Genomic DNA, 20,612 nt, shown 5'->3' on the forward strand with positions numbered 1-20,612 from the left:
GATTTCATTTCATCGATTTCGTCTCACCGATTTCGTCTCACCGAACGCCAAGAAGGAAAACCATCATGTCCAGCACACACAGCCAAAGCCAGGCCAGCGGGGCCGCCGCAAAGCATTACAGCGTGATCGTGGTCGGGGGCGGCCAGGCGGGCCTGTCCATGAGCTACTACCTGCAGCAGGCAGCCATCGACCACCTGGTGATCGAAAAAAATACCATCACGCACACCTGGCGCAAGCAGCGCTGGGACGCCTTCTGCCTGGTCACGCCCAACTGGCAGTGCGCCCTGCCCGGCTACCCCTACCAGGGCGACGATCCCCACGGCTTCATGAGGAAGGACGAGATCACCGCCTACCTGGATGGCTTCATCGCCATGGTGAACGCCCCCGTGCTGGAGCACACCGAGGTGCGCCGCGTCCGGCCGCGCGAGCGCGGCGGCTACGAGGTCTCGACTTCGCAGGGTGACTTCACCGCCGACCAGGTGGTGGTGGCCTCGGGCGGCTATCACTCGCCCATCGTGCCGCGCATGGCCGAGCGCCTGCCGGCCGGCATCCGCCAGATCCAGTCGTCCGAGTACCGCAGCCCGCAGGCGCTGCCCGCGGGCGGCGTACTGGTGGTGGGCTCGGGCCAGTCGGGCGCGCAGATCGCCGAAGACCTTCACCTGGCGGGGCGCGATGTTTACCTGGCCGTGGGCGAGGCACCGCGTTGCGCGCGCTTCTACCGCGGCCGCGACGTAGTGGACTGGCTCGCCGACATGCAGTACTACGACATGCCGGTGCAGGAACATCCGCTGCGCGAAGGCGTGCGCGACAACACCAACCACTATGTGACCGGGCGCGACGGCGGCCGCGACATCGACCTGCGCAAGTTCGCCACCGAGGGCATGGAGCTGTACGGGCTGCTGCAGGACTACCGCGACGGCAGGCTGCACTTCGCGCCCGACCTGGCGGCCAACCTGCAGGACGCCGACGACACCTACAACCGCATCAACGCCGGCATCGACAAGTACATCGAGAAGCATGGCATCGCTGCGCCGCCGGCCAGCATCTACGAGCCCGTATGGCAGCCCGCCGCGGAGCGTACCGCGCTGGATCTGGCCAGCGCGGGCATCGGCACCATCATCTGGTGCATCGGCTTCCGCCCGGATTTCAGCTGGCTGGAAGCGCCGGTCTTCAACGGCCGCGGCTACCCCGGCCACGTGCGCGGCGTCACCGCCCAGCCCGGCCTGTACTTCCTGGGCCTGCCCTGGCTCCATACCTGGGGATCGGGCCGCTTCTCGGGCATCGCGCGCGATGCCGAGCACCTGGCTGGCCAGGTGCGCGCCTCGCTGGCCAGCGAAGCCCTGGCCGCCTGACATGCACCGCGCTCGCACCCGCTACGTGGCGGGCATGCCGCAACTGTCGTACACGGGCCTGTCGGAAAACTGGCTGCTGAAGACCTGCGGGGACCTGCACTGGCAGGGCCTCGCGGCGCTGGCCGGGCAGCCCGTGCCCGAGTTCCGCGACGCCGGCGGCCACAAGTCCTACGCCGCCTTCCTGGCGATCCGCGTGCGCGAGGCCGCGCTGGAGACGATGGGCGAGCATGCGGCGTTCGCCATCGACACCGGGCTCCAGCGCGTGACCGGCGCGCGCCACCACAGCACGCACCGCGTCATGGCGGGCGACGCGCGCCGCGCCGAGGTATCGATGATGTCCACCTTCATCCGCCGCGAGCGCGAGCGCGACAACCGCTCGGTGGTGCGCGCCGCCTTCGGCCCCGCGGCCGAGGCGCCGCTGGCGCAGGCCACCGAGATGGCAAGCCTGGCCAAACGCTTCCGCGCCGCCGACTGGGGCGCGCACCTTGGGCTGGCGCAGGACACGGCGCCCGCGCGCCATACGGCCGAGTACCTGCCCTGCCCGTACACCGACTTCAACGGCGCCGACCTGCTTTACTTCGCCAGCTTCCAGGCCATCGTCGACCGCGCCGAATGGCAATGGCAACGATTCGACGAGCCGCCGGCGGTATCGCAGCGCGACCTGTTCTTCCACGGCAACGTCAACCTGGGCGATGCGCTGGAGCTGTCGTTCAGCGCCGTGCAGAGCGGCCCCGCCGGGCTCGCCCACTGGTGCGAGATCCGCCGCGCCAGCGATGGCGAGAAGATCGCCGACGCGGTCACGCGCAAACGCTGGAGAACGAGATGACAGCGCAGGACAGCACCACCCTCGCCATGCCCGGCGGCGACCACGGCGTGCCCCGGCGCGCCGTCTATGCCGCCGCCGACCTGGACGGCATCGCCCACCTCGGCACCCCGCCCGGCGAGGCGCCCTTCGTGCGCGGCGTGCACCGCACGATGTACGCGGGCAAGCCGTGGACCGTCCGCCAGTACGCCGGCTTCGCCGATGCCACGGCCTCCAACCTCGCCTTGCGCACCGCGCTGGAACAAGGCGCGCAGGGCCTCTCGGTGGCCTTCGACCTGCCCACCCACCGCGGCTACGACTCGGACCACCCGCTGGCGCAGGCCGATGTCGGCATGGCCGGCGTGGCGATCGATTCGGTCGAAGACATGAAGCGGCTGTTCGAGGGCATTGCGCTGGACCGCGTCTCGGTCTCGATGACCATGAGCGGCGCGGTGCTGCCCGTGCTGGCTGCCTTCCTGGTGGCCGGAGAAGAAAGCGGCGTGCCGCTGGCGCGCCTGAGCGGCACCATCCAGAACGACATCCTCAAGGAGTACATGGTCCGCAACGCCTGGATCTTCGGGCCGGCGCCGTCCATGCGCATCGCCGGTGACGTGGTGGCCTGGCTGGCCCGGCACGTGCCGCGCTTCAACGGCATGTCGATCTCCGGCTACCACTTCCAGGAGGCCGGCGCCGACCCGGTGCTGGAACTGGCGCTGACGCTGGCCAATGGCCAGGCCTATGTCGAGGCCATCCGCGAGCGCGGCATCGGCGTGGACGCATTCTGCGGCACGCTGAGCTTCTTCTTCGGCGTCGGCAAGGACTTCTACCTGGAGATCGCCAAGCTGCGCGCCGCGCGCCTGCTGTGGTGGGAGATCATCCAGGCCGCCGGCGGCACCAGTGCGCGCGCCGGCGCGCTGCGCATGCACTGCCAGACCTCGGGCTGGTCGCTCACCGCGCGCCAGCCGCAGAACAATGTGGTGCGCACCACGGTGGAGGCGATGGCGGCGGTATTCGGCGGCACGCAGTCRCTGCATACCAATGCCTATGACGAAGCGCTGGCGCTGCCCGGCGCCGACGCCGCGCGCCTGGCGCGCGACACCCAGCTCATCCTGCAGCGCGAGATGGGCCTGTGCGAGGTGGCCGACCCGTGGGCCGGCTCCTACATGATGGAGTCGCTGACCCGCGACGTGGCCGACCAGGCACGCGCGCTGATGGCGCAGATCCGGGCGCGCGGYGGCGTGCTCGCCGCGCTCGAATCCGGCTGGGTGCACGCCATGATCGCGCGCAGCGCCGCGCGCACCCAGGCCCGCATCGATGCCGGCCATCAGGCCATCATCGGCGTCAACCAGTTCGAGGCGCCGGATGAGGCGCCGGCCTGCTTCGCGGTGGACGGGCGCGCGGTGCTGGGCGCGCAGGCGCAGCGCCTGGCCACGCTGAGGGCAAGCCGCGATCCGGCGGCGCTGCAGCGCGCCTTGTCCGCCCTCACGGCGGCAGCCCGCGACGGCGGCGGCAACCTGCTCGCGCTCAGCGTCGACGCCATGCGCTGCCGCGCCACGGTGGGCGAATGCACCGCCGCGCTGGAGCAGGCGTGGCCGCGCCACCGGGCCAGCCCCGTCTTTGCCGAAGGCGAGTATGGCGGCGCGCGCGCCGGGGATGCGGCCTGGGAGCAGGCCGTCGCGCGGGTGCGGGCGCTGGGCGCGCGGCTGGGCCGGGCGCCGCGCATCCTGGTCGCCAAGCTGGGGCTGGACGGGCACGACCGCGGCGCGAAGGCCGTTGCCGCGGCGCTGTCAGACGCCGGCTTCTCGGTCACGCTCGGCCAGCTTTTCCAGCAGCCGGAAGAGGTGGCCGCCGAAGTGGCACGCGGCAGCTTCGACGCCGTGGGCGTTTCCACGCTGGCCGGCGCGCATCTCGCGCTGCTGCCCCGCCTGCTGCAGGCGCTGCGGGCCAGGCAGTTGCAAACCCCCGTTTTTGCCGGCGGCATCGTGCCCGACGGCGATGCGCGCATGCTGCTCGGACTCGGCGTGCGCCGCATGTTCGGCCCGGGAACCGCGATGGACGTCATCGTCCGGCAGATCGCCGTTGTACTGGAGGACGTCGCACATAGAGATCCGGCGCGGCCGGGTGCCCTGCATGCAACTGCCTGACAGGCTGCGCCTTCCGGCGCGCTGACCCGGGTCGGCTCCAGGGCACACGGGTGGCCCCGGCACCGCCACGTGTCAGACGGTCCCCGATTGCCATGCCTGCCAGGGCGACCCAGAATGCAGGTATGCCCTGGCCAGGTACCACGCCGGCAACCAGGCAATAGTCAGGAGAAACAGTCAGGAGATCGAGATGACAGTCCGCAATATCCACGTCGTCCCCCACGGCAACGGATGGGACGTGATCCACGAAGGGGCCAGGTATGCCGACTCGCATCACGACTCGCAAGAGGATGCCATCGAGGCTGGCACGCGCGATGCACAGCGCGAACGCGTCGAGTTGCTGATCCACGGGCAGGACGGCCAGGTCCGCTCGCGCAACAGCTATGGCGGAGATCCGCGCGGGGTGGAGGGCTAGGTTTGCCGCCCTCGCCCGGCTTTAGCCTTGTCTCTGGCTTTTCTTGCGCGCCTTCGCGTCCTCGCCGGGTTCTCCAGCGTCGCCAGAGTCTCCGGGCTCTCCAGCCTGCTCAGGCACTTCAGGCTCGGAGGGCTTGGTGTGACTTCCCACCGTTCCCCGCCAGGCCGGCATCGCGCGCTGCGTTGGCGCGGACCCTGCGTCCTCCCGGATCATCTCGATCAGTGCGCGTAATCCCGCCGGCACATGGCGGCGGCTGGGGTAATACAGGCACAGGCCGCCAAACGGTGGCGTCCAGTCTTCCAGCACCCGCTGCAAGGTGCCCGCGGCGAGGTCCGCGGCGACATTCCATTCGGTCAGATAGGCCAGCCCCAGGCCTGTGCGTACCGCCTCGAGCATCAGCGAGGCATCGTCCAGCGTCAGCGCGCCCTGGACATCGATGCTCATCGATTCGCCATGGCGCGCGAATTCCCAGCGGTAGAGCGCGCCGCTTGGCATGCGCGTGCGGATGCAGCTGTGCGCGAGCAAGTCGGCGGGCGTGCGCGGCACCGGATTGGCGGCGAAGTAAGCCGGGCTGCCCACCACGGCAAAACGCTGCGGCGACCCCAGCGGCACCGCGACCATGTCCAGCGGCAGGCTCTCGGCAAGGCGGATGCCGGCATCGAAGCCGGCCACCACGATATCGACCAGGCGGCCTTCGGTGACGATATCCAGCTTCATCTCCGGATAACGGCGCAGGAAGGCCATGAACAACGGCATCGCCTGCAGGGCGGCACCCACCGCGGTATTGATACGCAAGGTGCCGGAGGGCGTATCGCGAAAGCTGCCCGCCTGCTCCATCGCGCCGCGGATCGTCGATAGCGCAGGCGCAACGCCGTCGACGAACTGCGCGCCGGCCTCGGTCAGCGAGACGCTGCGCGTGGTGCGATGAAACAGCCGCACGCCGATGCGCGCCTCCAGCGCGGCAATGGCGTGGCTCAGCGCCGAGGTGGAAACGCCCAGCTCCGTCGCCGCGGCACGAAAACTGCGCAGGCGCGCCACGGCGATCACGCCTTCGAGTTCACTGAGTCCCGATGTCTGCATTATCCCAATCTGTTCAACAGTCCATGCGAAATTATATGGCTAGACCGGCTAATTAGCAGGGCTTATCGTTGAGCCCATGTTGCTACGCGTCCTGCGCATTCCCGGAGTCTTCATGCATCGCATCGATCAGATCTACATCGACGGCGCCTTCGTCACCCCGCACGGTGAAGAGTGGTTCGACCTTTTCAATCCCGCCACCGCCGAGGTCATCGGCCAGGTGCGGCTGGCCGACGCGCAAGATGCCCGGCGCGCCATCGCCGCCGCCAGGCGGGCCTTTCCCGCCTTTTCGCAAACCACCAAGGCCGAGCGCATCGGCTGGCTGCGGCGCATGCACGCCGCGATGCTGGCGCGCGAAGACGAACTCTTCGAGGCCATCGTCGAAGAATATGGCGCGCCGGTATCGCGCGGGCGCTGGATGGCGCAGCACGCCTCCAGCGTCCTGCTGGAAGCCGCCAAAGTGCTGGAGGATTATGCGTTCCGGCGCACCATGGGCACGGCGGAAGTGGTCATGACGCCGCTTGGCGTGGCCGGGCTGATCACGCCATGGAACAGCAACGGCGGCTTTATCTGCGGCAAGCTGGCCGCAGCCGTGGCGGCGGGCTGCACCGCCGTGATCAAGCCCAGCGAGATGAGCGCCATCCAGACCCGCATCGTCACCGAGGCGCTGCATGAGGCGGGCCTTCCACCCGGCGTGTTCAACATCGTGACCGGGCGCGGGGACACCGTGGGCGCCGAGATCAGCGCGCATCCCGATGTGGCCAAGGTATCGTTCACGGGTTCCACCGCTGTCGGCAAGACCATCCTGCGCGTCGGCGCCGACACGCTCAAGCGCGTCACGCTGGAGCTTGGCGGCAAGTCGCCCGTGCTGGTGCTCGACGATGCCGACCTGGCGCATGCCGTGCCGCTGGCGCTCCAGGCCGGCTTCATGAACAGCGGCCAGGCCTGCGTTGCCGGCACGCGCATCCTGGTGCCGCGCGCGCGGCTGGACGAGTTCGAGGCGGCCGTGGTGGCGGAGGTGGCCCGCACCCGCAGCGGCGACCCGCGCGACCCCGGCACCGCCATCGGCCCGATGGTGAGCGAAAAGCAATGGCAGCGCGTGCAGCGCTACATCCGCATCGGCATCGAAGAAGGGGCGCGGCTGCTGGCCGGCGGCGAGGGCCGGCCCGAAGGCGCGGGCAAGGGCTGGTTCGTGCGCCCGACAGTGTTCAGCGGCGTGCGCAATGACATGACCATCGCGCGCGAGGAGATCTTCGGCCCGGTCCTGTCGATCCTGCCTTACGGCGACACCGAGGAGGCCATCGCCATCGCCAATGACACCAGCTACGGCCTGCAGGCCTATGTGCTGTCGTCGGATGCCGCCCGCGCCCGCGCGGTGGCGCAGCGCATCGAGGCCGGCCGCGTGCTGGTCAACACGCTGGCCCACGAGCCCGCCGCACCGTTCGGGGGATTCAAGCAATCGGGCATCGGCCGCGAATACGGCACGTTTGGCCTGGAAGCCTTCATGGAACCGAAATCGCTGCTGGGCGTGGCCTGAGCGGGCTGGCCAGCGGGTGCACGGGGATCAGGCCGGGTTCCGTGCGACCGGGCCGCACCTGCACGGTGCCAGCCTGGCCGTTCCCCGACAGTTCCCCGACGGTTCCGCGACAGTTCCGCGTCTATTCCTGCGAACTGGCAGAAATGACCGAGACATTCACCGCGGCGATGCCCAGCGGCTGGCGCTCGGCATCGCTTGCCGCCGAGGCGCCGGTCCATGCGCGCAGGGTCTGCCCGAGCGACTGCAGCACCGCGCTGCCATCGGTGGATTCCTGCTCCAGGCCCAGCAGCACTTCGAGCGAGACGCTGTGTTCACCGGCCTGCTGCAAGCGCGCGTCGAGTTCCGCGAGCACCGCATGGACGGCATTGGCCATCTGCAGCACGAAGCCGCGCTGCGCGCCCAGGGACTGGTATTGCGGGCGGATCCAGGATTCCACCAGGGTGACGAAGACCACGCCGGTCTCGTCGGCATTGATTTCGAAGGCGCAATAGCCCGCCGGATCCAGGTCGTGCGCGAGGATCAGGCGGTAGAACAGCACCTGGCCGCACACGTCGTCGCTCTCCATGTCCATCTCGAAGGCCTGGCCCGGCTCCCAGTCTTCGCTGTCGAGCACCTCGCCGCTGGCCTCGGCGTCGCTCTGCGCGGCCAGCAGGCCGCGCAGCCTCCCCAGCACCTCGTCACGGCCCGGGGCCTCGGGCGGCTCGGTATAGATCGCGAAGCGGTTGCCCTCGCCGCGATCGATGAACCCGGTGCCCATCAGCGGCGCGAGTTGCAGCGGCAACGGCTCCTGCAGGGCTTGCCGCAGGGTGTTGGTATTGGAGGCAGAAGTCATGGGTGTGGAAGGGGCGGGATGACGATCGGAAAAAGTAGCGCCGAGTTTGCCACAGATGTGGCGCCGCAAGCCATTGCACCGTCGGCGGGCCGGGCGGCGTGCGCTGTGCCACAATCCACAGCGCGCGCCGCTGCCTTCCCCGCAAGACACAGATCCGGGCACCGGCCGCAACCAGTTCCTCTTGCCAGAAAAGGAAACAGCATGTCGACCCGCCGTCAGTTCCTGAAGACCGTGCCGCTGGCCGTGGTGGCGGGCCTTGGCGCCAGCGCCGCCGCGCACGCGGCATCCCCCGTGCTCGACGAGAAAGACCCGCAGGCCGTCAGCCTCGGGTACAAGGCGGACACCCGCAAGGTGGACCAGGCCAGGTACCCCAGGCACGCGGCCAGCCAGACTTGCGCCAACTGCCAGCTGTTCCAGGAAGGCAGCAGCCCTGCCGCCGGCAGTTGCGTGCTGTTCGGCGACAAGCAGGTGGCGGCCGCCGGCTGGTGCAGCGCCTGGGAACAAGGCTGAGTCAGCGCCCGCGGGCGCAACCGGAGAGCCAACTAGGAAGCCCCGTCGGCGTCCCCTGCCGATGCGCCGCCCTGCGCTTCCCATGGCCGCCCGCGCGTGCGCGGGTCCACCGGCAGGCGCTGCTGCATGGCCGCCTTGGCCAGCATATGCGCGCTGATCGGCGCGGTGAGGAACAGGAAGGCCGTGATCAGCAATTCGTGCAGGCTCAGCCCGTCGCCCCCGGTGCTGAAGCACACCACCGACGCCACCACGATGCTCCCCACGCCCAGCGTGGTCGATTTGGTCGGCCCGTGCAGGCGCATGTAGAAATCGGGCAGCCGGAACAGGCCGAACGCCCCGACCAGGGTGAAGACACTGCCCACCAGCAGCAGCACGCAGGTGGCGATCTCGGCAACGGCGCTCATGACGTCTCCCTTGCTCCGCTCACTTGAGTTCGATGATGTCGCCGCGCTGCAGGTACTTGGTCAGCGCGACCGTGCCGATAAAGCCCATCACGGCGATCAGCAGGGCGATTTCGAAGAACAGCGCCGAATGCAGCCAGATACCGAGCACCATGATCAGGGCGATCGCATTGATATTGAGCGTATCGAGCGCCACGATGCGGTCCGGCAAGCTGGGGCCGCGCACCAGGCGGATGAAGGTCAGCACGAAGGCCAGGCCAAGGATGGCCAGGGCTACCGGTATCACGATGGCAAGCATGCGAATATCTCCCGCAGGGGCGCTTCGTAGCGCGATTTGATCAGTGCTGCCAGCGCGGCCTCGTCGTCGAGGTCGAGCACATGGACCAGCAGGCGGCGGCGGTCGTCGCTGAGTTCGGCGCACAGCGTGCCGGGACTGAGCGAGACGATGCTGATCAGCATGGCCAGCGCCAGTTCATGCTCGACGTCGAGCGGCACCACGATGAACGTCGGACGCAGCCGCGCTACCGGGCCCAGCACCAGCATGGCTACTTCCACATTGGCCACCACGATATCGATCAGTACATGTCCCGCCAGCCGCAGCAGCAGCCCCGGGCGGGCCAGCCGCACCGGCCGCAGCCACAGCCGCTGGCCGACGCGCAGCGCGATGGCCCAGCCCAGCAAGGCGCCCAGCACCCAGCTGGCGGGCGACGCGCTGTTGGACAGCAGCAGCCACGCGGCCAGCAGCACCAGGCTGAGCCAGGGATGGGGGAACAGGCGCCGGGCCAGCGTGCGCATGCGCCTAGCCCTTCCCGGCAGGCAGCACCGCGCGCAGGTAGGCAGCACGGTCGAACAGCTGGGTGGCGGTGGCGGCCAGGTACTGGTGCAGCGGAAGCGCGAACACCACCAGCGCCACGCTGCAGCCCAGCAGGAACGCGCAGCAAGCCAGCTTCCATCGGTCCGGCGCCTGGCGGTGGACGCTGGCGTGCCGCTCCGCCGCCTGCTGCGGCAGGCGCCACAGCAGGCGCGTACCGGTGCGGCTCACCGCGACCAGCAGCGCCAGGCTGGACAGCAGGATGACCGGCCATAGCACGGCCGCGCTGGCCAGCGGCGTGCTGCGCATCACCATGACCTTGCCGATGAAGCCGGACAGCGGCGGCAGCCCGATCGCCGCCACCGCGCCGACCAGGAACAGCACCCCGGCCAGCCGCGACGGCTGGACCACGGCCGGGGCCGCCTTCGCCGGCGCCGGCTCCAGCGCGTCCGCCAGCAGGAACAGGGCCGCCGTGCACAGCGTGGTGCTGAGCAGGTAATACAGCGCGCCGCTCCACGCCGGCCCGGTCTGCATCGATATGCCGGCGGCCAGCAACCCCACCGATGCGAGCACGAGGTAGCCGGTCAGCGACTTGAGGCCCTGCGCGGCCAGCGCCCCGGCCGCCCCGAAGGCCATGGTCGCCAGCCCCAGCGACCAGATCCAGTCGTGCATGAACGCGGCCAGCATGCCGTCCGGCGCACCGAACACCAGCGCCGCGCAACGCAGCATGGCGTAGAGGCCGACCTTGCTCATGATGGCGAACAGCGCGGCCACCGAGCCCGTGGCGCTGGCGTAGGCCCGGGGCAGCCAGAAGGCCATCGGAAACAGCGCCGCCTTGAGCGCAAACACCAGCATCAGCATGGCCGCGGCGGCCGTTGCCAGCGGCATGGCGCCGGGCTCGAGGCCAGCCAGGCGCAAGCCCATGTGCGCCATGTTCAGGGTGCCGGTCAGGCCGTACAGCACGCCGACCGCGATCAGGAAGAACGCCGACCCCGCCAGGTTCAGCAGCACATAGTGCAGCCCGGCGCCGATGCGCGCGCGGCCGCCGCCATGCACGAGCAAGGCATACGAGGCGATCAGCAATATCTCGAAGAAGACGAAGAGATTGAACAGGTCGCCTGCCAGGAAGGCGCCGTTGAGGCCCATCAGCTGGAACTGGAACAGCGCGTGGAAATGCCGGCCGAGGCGCGCGTCGCCGCGCCCGGCGCACACCGCCGCCGCCGAAGCCAGCACCGCGGTGAGCAACAGCATCATGGCGCCCAGGCGGTCGAGCTGCAGCACGATGCCGAAGGGTGCGGGCCAGTTGCCGGGGCTGTAGACCTCGATGGCGCCGCTGGCGGCGTGCCACACCAGGGCACAAGCCAGCGGCAGCAAGAGCAAGGTGGCGACGATGTTCAGGGCCCGCCACGCGCCGCTCCAGCGGGCCGGGCCGGCGGCCAGCAGGCCACCGGCGAACATCGGCAGCAGGACCACAAGCAGGATCGGCAGCGGCGGGGCGGCACTCATGCGTCGGGCTCCCCGTCCGGCTCCTGGCCATCGACATGATCGCTGCCCGAGATCCCGAGCGAGCGCAGCGCCAGTACCGCCGCGAACGCGGTCATCGCAAAGCCGATGACGATCGCCGTGAGCACCAGGGCCTGCGGGAGCGGATCGGCATACTGCGCGCCGGCGGCGATCACCGCCGGCTTGCCGGTCGCCAGCCGGCCCATGCCCAGCAGGAACAGGCTCACCGCGTAGGAAACCAGCGCCAGCCCCAGCACCACGGTAAACGTGCGCGCGCGCAGCAGCAGGTAGAGGCCGCTGGCCATCAGGACGCCGATCGTGCATGCGTAGGCCGCCTCCATTACGTGCCCTCCCCGGCGCCTGCCTGGCTTGCCTGGCCGGCGCGCTTGTCGCGCACGCCCAGGTGCGACACGATCAGCAGCGTGGTGCCGACCACCGTGAAATACACCCCAAGGTCGAACAGCATGGCGGTGGCAAGCTCGACCTCGCCCAGCAGCGGCACGTGGAAATGCCCAAAGGCGGTGGTCAGGAACGGATAGCCGAAGGCCCAGCTGCCCAGCCCGGTCAGCCCCGCGAGCAGGATGCCGCCGCCCGCCAGCGCACGGTGGTTCAGCGCGATGCGGGCTTCGGTCCACAGCACGCCGCTCGCCACGTATTGCAGCAACAAGGCCACCACCGTGACCAGCGCGGCGACAAATCCGCCGCCCGGCAGGTTATGCCCGCGCAGCAGCATGAACACCGCCACCATCATGGTCAGCGGCAGCATCAACCTGGCCAGGATGGCGAGCAGCAGCGGATGGCTCTGGCCCGACCATGGCAGCCCGTTGGGCCCTGCCGGCGGCGCCGCCAGCCTCAGCCCCTTGAGCATGGCGTGCACGCCCAGGCCGGCGACCAGCAGCACGCAGATCTCGCCCAGGGTATCGAAGCCGCGGAAATCCACCAGGATCACATTGACCACGTTGTGGCCGCCACCGCCGCTCACGCTGTTGTCGACGAAGAAGGAGGCAATCGAATCGTAGGGGCGCGTCATGACGGCGTAAGCCAGCACCGCGGCCAGCGCGCCGCCGCCCAGCGCGAGCACGGCGTCGCGGACATGCCGCAGCGGCCTGGCGGCCTCGGGCCGGTCGACCGGCAGGAAGTACAGCGCCAGCACCAGCAAGAGGATGGTCACCACCTCCACGGACACCTGGGTCAGCGCCAGGTCGGGCGCCGAGAAACGTGCGAACGCCAGCGTCACCAGCAGCCCGCAGGCGCCCAGCAGGATCAGGGCGTTCAGGCGCTGCCGGCGGGCGATCGCCACGCCGATGGCCGACAAGGCAAGCAGGCCCATGCCGCCGAGGGTGACGCTGTCGGGCGGCGTCGGCGGCAGCGGGCCGGCCAGCGTGTCGAGGTCGGCCAAGAGGAGCGCGGGGATGCCGAGCATCGCGGCCAGCATCCAGGCAAGGTATGCCTGCAGCGAACCGTTCTCGAACACGGCCGCGAGACGCCCGGCGGCCCGCGCGATGCAGGCAATGCCGGCCTCGAACACATCGCGCGCGCTGAGATGCGCGATGCGCGCGTGATAGCGGTGGAAGGCGCCGCGCCGCAGGATGAAGAAGGCCGTGCCGGCCGCCATCGAGACCAGGCTCATGAGCAGCGGCAGGTTCACGCCGTGCCACAGGCTCAGGCTGTAGTCCGGCAGCGGCGCGGCCAGTGTGGCCAGCGCCGCTGCCGCCAGCAGCGGGCCGACCGTATAGGCGGGGAACAGGCCCACCACCAGGCAGGTCACGACCAGCACCTCGACCGGGATCTTCATGGACCGGGGCGGCTCGTGCGGCGGGTAGTGCGGCAAGGCGTCCGGCTTGCCGTCGAAGAACACCCCGTAGCTGAAGCGCAGCGAATACGCCACCGTCAATGCCCCGGCAAGCGTCGCCGCCGCCGGGATGACCCAGTTGAAGTCGCCGAGCAGGCCCTGCGCCAGGGTCTCGCCGAAGAACATCTCCTTGCTCAGGAAGCCGTTGAACAGCGGCACGCCCGCCATCGAGAGCGAAGCCACGATGGCAAGCAGCGCGGTGTGCGGCATGTAGCGGCGCAGCCCGCGCAGCAGCTGCAGGTCGCGCGTGCCGGTCTCGTGGTCGATGATGCCCGCGGCCATGAACAGCGAAGCCTTGAACACCGCGTGGTTGATGATGTGGAACAACGCGGCCACCGTGCTCAGCTGCGTATCGAGCCCGAACAGCAGCGTGATCAGGCCGAGGTGGCTGATGGTCGAATACGCCAGCAGGCCCTTCAGGTCGCGCTGGAACAGCGCCATGGCGGCGCCCGCCACCAGCGTGGCCAGCCCGGTCAGGCTGACCAGGTAGAACCACCAGTTGCTGCCGTCGAGCACCGGATAGAGCCGCGCCAGCAGGAACACGCCGGCCTTCACCATGGTGGCGGAATGCAGGTAGGCCGACACCGGCGTGGGCGCGGCCATGGCGTGCGGCAGCCAGAAATTGAATGGAAACTGCGCCGATTTGGTGAACGCCGCCAGCAGGATCAGTACCAGCATCGGCACATACAGCGGGTGGTGCTGCACGGTGCCGGCCTGGGCCAGCACATCCGACAGCTCCATGCTGCCGCAGATATGCCCCAGCAGCAGCACGCCGGCCAGCAGCGCCAGGCCACCCCCGCCGGTCACGGTCAGCGCCATGCGCGCGCCCTTGCGTGCGTCGGCGCGATAGGACCAGAAGCCGATCAGCAGGAACGACACGATGCTGGTCATTTCCCAGAACACGGCCAGCAACAGCAGGTTGGAGGACAGCACCACGCCCAGCATGGCCGCCATGAACAGCAGCAGCAAGGCAAAGAAACGCGCGCTCGATTCGCCGCGCGGCAGGTAGTAGCGCGCGTACAGGATGACCAGCAGCCCGATGCCGAGCACCAGCAGGGCGAACAGATAGGACAGCCCATCCAGGCGCAGGCTGAGGTTCAGGCCGATCTCTTCCAGCCAGGGCTGGCGCCACGCGATCACGCCGCCGTCCAGCGCCTGCCCGCCCATGCCCAGCAGCAGCGCCAGGCCCGCCAGCGGCGCGCCTGCCACGATGGGTGCGGCCAGCACGCGCGCATGGCGGCGCGCCGGCAGTACCAGCATCGCCGCCAGCAGCGGTAGCGCGATCAGGCAAACCATCAACATCGCCCATCTCCAGGAACCGGCTTGCCAGGCACCGCCATGCGCGCAATGCAGATGCGCGCGGTCCCGGGCATGCTCAATGGTGGTCGGCGCCCGCCGTGGGCGGCCGCGCTTCGGGCACGCTCAGGCCATGTTCGGTAATGTCTTGGACCATCTCCAGTCGTCGGCAGAAGGTGAGTCGGGCATTCTGATGGCTGTTCATCCGGCTGGGCTCCTGGAAGTCTGGGAGTCCACTGTCATTGTGCAAGACCCTCCAGTCCGGCGCGGTCCCGGCGGGCGCCTGCGGTCATTCTGCGCCACAACGGCCATGGCCCGCCCGCACGGGGCCATGGCAGGGAAAAAATTCAGATCGGCTGCGAAAACGCTAAAGTCGGCGCCCCGGCGAACCGGGCGGCGCTCACGCCATCGCCGTGAACAGCAGGCCGGCGATGCCAAGCCCCACCGCGGCCAGCGCGTCGCCCGCGATCAGCCCGCCGCCCAGCAGCGAGGTCGTGCTCATGTCCTGCGGCAACGGATCCGCCGCGCCGCGGCGTCCCGGCAGGCCGTTGGCCACGCTGGCCACCACGCCGCCGGCGGCGAACCAGGCCGAAGTCGGCAGGTTCACGAAGCCGCCGAACGACGACGCATAGGGCGAAGGCAGCAAGACCGTATCCACCAGGAAATCCACCGCCCTGCCCCGCCCGCCCCCATCGACGAAGCGCCGGTACGCCGGCCACGACCGGACCAGCAGCCGCAGTACCGCCGTGGCCAGGCCGATGCCCATGCCGATCGCCACCGCCAGCCGCTGGTGCGGCAGGTCCTGCGCCAGCCCGCGCAGCGCGCCGACGATCTTGTAGGTCATGGCGGACGCCCAGCGGTGCGGCTGCGCGTCCGCCGCCAGCACCGTCTGGTCCAGCGCCAGCTCGGGATAGGCGCGCATGAACAGCCGCGCGAACAGCACCGCCAGCACCGCGCCGGCCACGATCCCGGCCACCTGGAAACGGAACTGGACGGTACGGTCCGTGCCCAGGCGCCACCCGGTGGAGCGGTCCTGCTGCATGTCGCAGGCCTGGCTGGTGGAGACCAGCAGCACCGTCGCCGCGATCAGCCCCACCTGCGGATCCTTCAGGCCGAGCGCCGCCATCAGGATCACCGACAGCACGAAGGCCGAGGAAATCGGGTTCTGGTCCACCATGCCGACCGAGATGCCATTGACCATCGCGAACACGAACACCAGCACCACCGCCAGCAGCAGGTAGCCCGCCGGCTGGTGCAGCAGGCCCGAGCCCACCGCGACGATGGCCGCCCCCCAGAACACCACCCACGCCAGCAGCCGCCATGAGGCGCCGCGCCCTTGCGCAGCCAGCCGCGCGCCGGGTGCGGCCCGGGCCTGGCGCAAGGCCCGGCGCAGGATCAGGGAGATATCGACCAGCGCCGCGCCCATGATCATGCCGAGCGCGATCAGGAAGGTGATCTTGCGGAACGGATCGCCCGGTGCCAGCCAGCCGATCGAGACGAAGTAAGGCACCAGCGCCTGGCCCGCGAGACCCGCCACCAGCGCCGCCAGCCCGATCCGCGCCCCCACGATCATGCCAGCGCCAAAGGTGGAGGCAGACAGATCGATGGCCGCCAGCCGCGCCACGCGCGCCGCGCCGACGCCGCACGCGATGCCCAGCAGCGTGCCGCCGGCCAGGCGCGACACCGAGTGCCGCAGCAGCACCGGATCGGTCAGCGCGCGCAGGATATTGGCCACCGCCAGCCCCGACGGGAACGTCAGTTGCAGGCGGTCCACCAGGACCGGCGTATACAACATGCCCACGCCCACGCCGAACATGCCCACGCAGAGCATGTACAGGATCAGCTGCCACAGCGGCGGCTCCGGCAGGCCCAGCCACGTCATCGCCTGGATCACCACGGCCATGCCGCTCATGCCGGCGACCGACGCGGCGATGGTCTGGATATAGTTGGCGCCGTGGCGGCCATCCGCGCCGTAGCCGTAGGTGATGGTCGAGCCGAGGATGCCGGCCAGCACCTGCCCGCCCACGAAGAACCCGAGCGAGAAGTTCATATAGGCCGCGGCGATCCCGCCCAGCGGGCCCAGCACCAGCACCCCGATGGCGCCCAGCAGCGTGTAGTAGCCCCACCCGCCCTGGGCGGGCAGCCAGGCCCAGCGGCGGCCGCTGGCGGCATCCGCGACCGGCGGGGCGTCGTATGGCGGTGGACCGCCGGCTTCCGTCATTGGTTTGCCCATGCGCGTTGGCGGGGATCGGATCTGCGGGTTGGAACGAGACGACGAGAACGACCAGGACGACGAAAAAACCCGGGAAAGCCGGGCGACGGGAACGCGGGGGATACAGGGACAGATGCTACCGCAACGCCGCGCGACCGGGCGATGCCGGGCGATGCCGGGCTATTTCTGGCGGTGCCGGGCGATTCCGGGCGGTGCCGGGCGATTCCGGGCGGTGTCGGGAGAACGAGATGCCGGAGGGAGACGGGCGCGGTGAATCCGCTGCCTGGAAAAAAAGTCCGGACACGAAGCGTGTCCGGAAACCCATTTGCTGACTCAGATCGTGTCACAAACCTGAGACTCAAATAATAATGATTATCATTTGATTGGTCAAGGAAGGAACGCGCCGGGCCCGGAGATTGCCGTCACGGACAGGCGCCGGGTCTGCTCCACCGCACCTCAATGCGCCGCCGGCACGGCAGGACGCGCCGCAATGACCACCCCGGCCCGATACCGCCCCAGCCGAAGCATGGTGGCACCCGCGATCACCGCCGGCACGCCCACGATCAGGAACAGCGCCGGCATGGTCAGCCCCATCGACAACATGGCGCCGCCCCCGACCGATCCCACCACCGAGCCCATGCGCCCTACGGCGTTGGCCCAGCTCACGCCGGTGGCGCGGCAGTCGGTGGGATAGTAGGCGGCCGACAAGGCGTTGGCACCGACCTGCGAGCCTGAGATGCAGAAGCCGRCGGCGAATACGGCCACGCTTGCCAGCCACGGCGCCGACGTCAGGCTGCCGATGGCGGCGATGAACAAACCCGCCAGGGCGTAGGTCACGGCCAGCACGTAGTGCGGGTTGATGCGGTCCATCAGCCAGCCAAGCACGATGGCGCCGACGGTGCCGCCGACCTGGAACATCATGGTCACCAGCGCCGCGGTCTTGAGCGACGCGCCGGTGGCGCGCAGCAGCGTGGGCAGCCAGCTCGACAGCAGGTAGATCACCAGCAGGCTCATGAAGAAGGTGAGCCACAACAGCAGCGTGCCGCGCACCAGTTCGGGCTTGAACAGGTGGGCCACCGGCGAGCCGGGCCGGGGCGCGTCGGTGATTTTGAAGCTGCCGGCAACGACCTGCTCGCCCGGTGCGATGCGCTGCAGGGTCGCCGCCACGCGCAGCGGATGCTTGCCGCGCATCACGAGATAGCGCACGGATTCCGGCAGTTGCCACAGCAGCAAGGGCAGCAGCAACAGCGGCAGCACACCGCCCAGCAACAGCACCGAACGCCAGCCGTGCTCTTCGATCAGGCTGGCCGAGGCCAGGCCGCCCAGCGCGGAGCCAACGGTGAAACCGCAGAACATCGTGGTCACCAGGAAGGAGCGGCGCCGCGCAGGGCAGTACTCCGAGGTCAGGGTGATCGTGTTGGGCATGGCGCCGCCGAGGCCGAGGCCGGTCAGGAAGCGCAGCGCGACCAGTCCCCACAGCGAGCCGGCAAAAGCACTGGCCAGGCTGGCGATGCCGAAGAACAGCACGCAGAAGACCAGCACGCCCTTGCGGCCGAAGCGGTCCGCCAGCGGGCCGAACAGGAAGGCACCGGCCATCAGGCCGGCCAGCCCGGCGCCGAACAGGGGCGCCAGATGGGCCGGGCCGAGCTGCCATTCGGCGCGGATGGCCGGGGCGATGAAGCCGATCGCGGCGGTGTCGAAGCCGTCGATGGCGACGATCAGGAAACAAAGCGCGACGATCATGACCTGGTATGCCGATAGCGGCCGGCCGTCGATGAACTCGGTGATGCCGATGGATGGCTTGGGGGTGGGCACTGCGGTCTCCTTTGTCTTTCTCAGGCGGCCGGCTGGAGCCGGCCCGTCCCTGCCCGGCCGGGTATCGCTGACCCTGGCGCGGCTTTGCTGCCTGTCGTTGTCTGCTGCACCCAGGGTGCTTAGCGCGCGCCCTCCAGGCAGTCCTCGGCACGCCAGCCATGCAGCCATTGCAGCGCGTCGTAGAACTGCTCCTGCGTGCGGCCCACCCAGAGCGAGTTGCGCACCAGCCGCTCCACGCCCTTGGCGTGGTAGAGCCGGCCCATCTCGCGGGCGGAATACAGCACGCGCGCGGTACGCGGGATGCGGACCTTCTCGTACAGCGCGAAGGCAGCCTCGAAATCGCCGTCCCTGGCCGCGACGGCCGCGCCCAGCGTGACGGCATCCTCCAGCGCCTGGCAGGCGCCCTGCGCGAGGTACTGCGTCATCGGGTGCGCGGCATCGCCGAGGATGGTGGCGCGACCGAAGCTCCAGCGCTCGACCGGGTCGCGGTCGGCGGTGGCCCAGCGGCGCCAGGAGGTCGGACGGTCCAGCATCTGGCGGGGACGCGCGTGGATGCCCTCGAAATAGGACAGCACTTCTTCCTTGCTACCGTCGCGCACGCCCCATACCTCCTGCTCGCGGCTGTGGAAGGTCACCACCAGGTTGTACTGTTCGCCGCCGCGCAGCGGGTAGTGCACGAGATGGCAGTGCGGGCCCGCCCAGACCACCGGCGCATTGATCTGCAGGTCGGCGGGCATGTCGGCCACGTCCACCACGGCGCGATACACCACATGGCCGGTCACCCTGGGTTCGTCGCCCAGCAAGGCCTCGCGCACGGCCGATTTCACGCCGTCGCAGCCGATCACCGCATCGGCCCGGTGACGTTCGCCATGCTGGTCGACCACGGTCACGCCGCGTTCGTCCTGCTCCAGGGCGCGCACCTGCGTGGCGGTGCGAAAGCGGATCAGCGCATGGTCCTGCACCGCTTCCAGGATGGAGAGATGGATGTCGGCACGGTGGATGACCGCGTAGGGGTTGCCGAAGCGCTGGCGGTAACGCTCGCCGACATCCACCCTGGCCACTTCGGTGGCGTCGATGGCGTCCATCATCACCAGGTGGTCGGTGAAGACCGAGCGCCTGCGCGCCGCCTCGCCCACGCCCAGCGCGTCGAGCGCGGCAAAGGCGTTGGCGCCGAGCTGGATGCCCGCGCCGATCTCGCCGATCTTCTCGGCCTGTTCGAGCAACTCCACGCGGATGCCCTGCCGGGCCAGCGCCAGCGCTGCGGCCAGGCCGCCGATGCCGCCGCCCACGACGATCACCTTGCGGTCCGTGCTGCGAATGTCATTCATATTGGTCTCCTGGTTGCGGGCCCCGGCCTTGGCGCCGGCTGCCCGCGCTACCGGTTAGCGCGCCGTGTAGTCCGGCTGGCGCTGGGGTTCTGCCTGCACGAACGCAGGGTGTTCGCTGGCGTGACGGTAGACGGCCATGGCGCGCGCAAAGGCGGTGGTGTCGCAACCCATGCGCTGCGCGTTGGCGATCTGCGGCACCAGGCAGCAATCGGCCAGCGTGGGCTGGTCGCCGAAGCACCACGGGCCGCGGCCGTCCCCGGCCAGCAGGCGCTCGACCATGCCCAGGCCGTCCTCGACCCAGTGCCGGTACCACGCGTCCTTCTGCTCCGGCGATGCGCCCAGCTTGTCCTGCAGGTAGCGCAGGACGCGCAGGTTGTTGACCGGATGGATGTCGCAGGCAACGGCATAGCTCAGTTCCAGCACCCGCGCGCGCAGCGCGGGCTCCAGCGGGATCAGGCGCGGCTGCGGGTGGCGGGCATCCAGATAGTCGATGATCGCCAGCGACTGGCCGAGGTGGAAATCGCCGTCCGCCAGCGCCGGTACCGCGGCCGACGGGTTGATGGCGCTCACATAGTCCGCGGCGCGATGCTCGCCGGTGCGGATATTGACCCCCCGGTAGTCGTACGGCAGGCCCTTGAGCGCCAGCGCGATGCGCACGCGGTAGGACGTGGAGCTGTTGAAGAAACTATAGATCTGCACGATGCAGCCCTCCTGCTGAAAGCCGCCGG

General features: G+C 69.6%; 19 protein-coding genes. 6 read left to right on the forward strand and 13 right to left on the reverse strand.

All coding sequences use genetic code 11. The annotated features are described in order from the left end of the window. Positions 1–65 precede the first annotated feature (65 nt). From AC1DK4_RS17625 to AC1DK4_RS17640, 4 genes are all read left to right on the forward strand, one after another. Positions 66–1,352 (forward strand): MSMEG_0569 family flavin-dependent oxidoreductase, encoded by a 1,287-nt coding sequence (locus AC1DK4_RS17625; protein WP_441620251.1) that lies wholly within the window; start codon positions 66–68, stop codon positions 1,350–1,352. 1 nt (position 1,353) lies between these two features. Continuing rightward, positions 1,354–2,178 (forward strand): Pnap_2097 family protein, encoded by an 825-nt coding sequence (locus tag AC1DK4_RS17630; RefSeq protein ID WP_441620252.1) that lies wholly within the window; start codon positions 1,354–1,356, stop codon positions 2,176–2,178. After that, on the forward strand, positions 2,175–4,298 hold the full coding sequence (gene scpA / locus AC1DK4_RS17635) for a methylmalonyl-CoA mutase (RefSeq protein WP_441620254.1): 2,124 nt from the start codon (positions 2,175–2,177) through the stop codon (positions 4,296–4,298). The genes AC1DK4_RS17630 and scpA overlap by 4 nt, the downstream gene beginning before the upstream one ends. Positions 4,299–4,485: 187 nt before the next feature. Continuing rightward, a complete protein-coding gene (locus AC1DK4_RS17640; RefSeq protein ID WP_441620256.1) occupies positions 4,486–4,710 on the forward strand; it encodes a DUF2188 domain-containing protein in 225 nt (74 codons plus the stop codon). A gap of 21 nt (positions 4,711–4,731) precedes the next feature. Here AC1DK4_RS17640 and AC1DK4_RS17645 read toward each other — a convergent pair whose 3' ends face one another. Continuing rightward, complete coding sequence (locus AC1DK4_RS17645) at positions 4,732–5,790, reverse strand: LysR family transcriptional regulator (RefSeq protein WP_441620258.1); 1,059 nt, start codon at positions 5,788–5,790, stop codon at positions 4,732–4,734. A gap of 112 nt (positions 5,791–5,902) precedes the next feature. On the opposite strand from AC1DK4_RS17645, the gene AC1DK4_RS17650 reads away from it, so the two are divergent. Beyond that, on the forward strand, positions 5,903–7,324 hold the full coding sequence (locus tag AC1DK4_RS17650) for an aldehyde dehydrogenase family protein (RefSeq protein WP_441620260.1): 1,422 nt from the start codon (positions 5,903–5,905) through the stop codon (positions 7,322–7,324). A gap of 121 nt (positions 7,325–7,445) precedes the next feature. Here the strand turns inward: AC1DK4_RS17650 and AC1DK4_RS17655 are convergent, their stop codons facing one another. Beyond that, positions 7,446–8,156: a hypothetical protein gene (locus AC1DK4_RS17655; RefSeq protein ID WP_441620262.1), complete on the reverse strand. Its 711-nt coding sequence runs from the start codon at positions 8,154–8,156 to the stop codon at positions 7,446–7,448. 201 nt (positions 8,157–8,357) lie between these two features. Here AC1DK4_RS17655 and AC1DK4_RS17660 point away from each other — a divergent pair, with 201 nt between their 5' ends. After that, on the forward strand, positions 8,358–8,666 hold the full coding sequence (locus tag AC1DK4_RS17660) for a high-potential iron-sulfur protein (RefSeq protein WP_441620264.1): 309 nt from the start codon (positions 8,358–8,360) through the stop codon (positions 8,664–8,666). A gap of 32 nt (positions 8,667–8,698) precedes the next feature. Here the strand turns inward: AC1DK4_RS17660 and AC1DK4_RS17665 are convergent, their stop codons facing one another. The 11 genes from AC1DK4_RS17665 to maiA form a co-directional block, all read right to left on the reverse strand. Beyond that, entirely contained in the window at positions 8,699–9,070 is a 372-nt protein-coding gene (locus AC1DK4_RS17665; RefSeq protein WP_441620266.1) for a Na+/H+ antiporter subunit G, read from the reverse strand. Between the two features lie 19 nt (positions 9,071–9,089). Next, complete coding sequence (locus tag AC1DK4_RS17670; protein WP_441620268.1) at positions 9,090–9,365, reverse strand: K+/H+ antiporter subunit F; 276 nt, start codon at positions 9,363–9,365, stop codon at positions 9,090–9,092. Beyond that, positions 9,350–9,853 carry a Na+/H+ antiporter subunit E gene (locus AC1DK4_RS17675; RefSeq protein WP_441620342.1) on the reverse strand — a complete coding sequence of 168 codons (504 nt, stop codon included), beginning with the start codon at positions 9,851–9,853 and terminating at the stop codon, positions 9,350–9,352. Before AC1DK4_RS17675 ends, AC1DK4_RS17670 begins: the two co-directional genes overlap by 16 nt. A 13-nt stretch (positions 9,854–9,866) precedes the next feature. Further along, the gene (locus AC1DK4_RS17680; protein WP_441620270.1) at positions 9,867–11,384 is read right to left on the reverse strand and encodes a monovalent cation/H+ antiporter subunit D; all 1,518 of its coding nucleotides are present in this window, start codon (positions 11,382–11,384) and stop codon (positions 9,867–9,869) included. Beyond that, positions 11,381–11,722 (reverse strand): Na+/H+ antiporter subunit C, encoded by a 342-nt coding sequence (locus AC1DK4_RS17685; protein WP_441620272.1) that lies wholly within the window; start codon positions 11,720–11,722, stop codon positions 11,381–11,383. The genes AC1DK4_RS17680 and AC1DK4_RS17685 overlap by 4 nt, the downstream gene beginning before the upstream one ends. Beyond that, positions 11,722–14,535 (reverse strand): monovalent cation/H+ antiporter subunit A, encoded by a 2,814-nt coding sequence (locus tag AC1DK4_RS17690; protein WP_441620274.1) that lies wholly within the window; start codon positions 14,533–14,535, stop codon positions 11,722–11,724. Before AC1DK4_RS17690 ends, AC1DK4_RS17685 begins: the two co-directional genes overlap by 1 nt. 73 nt (positions 14,536–14,608) lie before the next feature. Further along, positions 14,609–14,734 (reverse strand): hypothetical protein, encoded by a 126-nt coding sequence (locus tag AC1DK4_RS17695; protein ID WP_441620346.1) that lies wholly within the window; start codon positions 14,732–14,734, stop codon positions 14,609–14,611. 195 nt (positions 14,735–14,929) lie between these two features. Beyond that, positions 14,930–16,762 carry an OPT/YSL family transporter gene (locus AC1DK4_RS17700; RefSeq protein WP_441620276.1) on the reverse strand — a complete coding sequence of 611 codons (1,833 nt, stop codon included), beginning with the start codon at positions 16,760–16,762 and terminating at the stop codon, positions 14,930–14,932. A gap of 435 nt (positions 16,763–17,197) precedes the next feature. After that, entirely contained in the window at positions 17,198–18,556 is a 1,359-nt protein-coding gene (locus tag AC1DK4_RS17705) for an MFS transporter (RefSeq protein WP_477131669.1), read from the reverse strand. A 119-nt stretch (positions 18,557–18,675) separates the two neighbouring features. Then, positions 18,676–19,884, reverse strand: a complete 1,209-nt coding sequence (locus AC1DK4_RS17710; RefSeq protein WP_441620280.1) for a 3-hydroxybenzoate 6-monooxygenase — start codon at positions 19,882–19,884, stop codon at positions 18,676–18,678. Positions 19,885–19,938: 54 nt separating this feature from the next. Beyond that, the gene (gene maiA, locus AC1DK4_RS17715) at positions 19,939–20,583 is read right to left on the reverse strand and encodes a maleylacetoacetate isomerase (protein ID WP_441620282.1); all 645 of its coding nucleotides are present in this window, start codon (positions 20,581–20,583) and stop codon (positions 19,939–19,941) included. Positions 20,584–20,612: the final 29 nt, after the last annotated feature.

Source organism: Cupriavidus sp. 05N38, assembly GCF_056397345.1.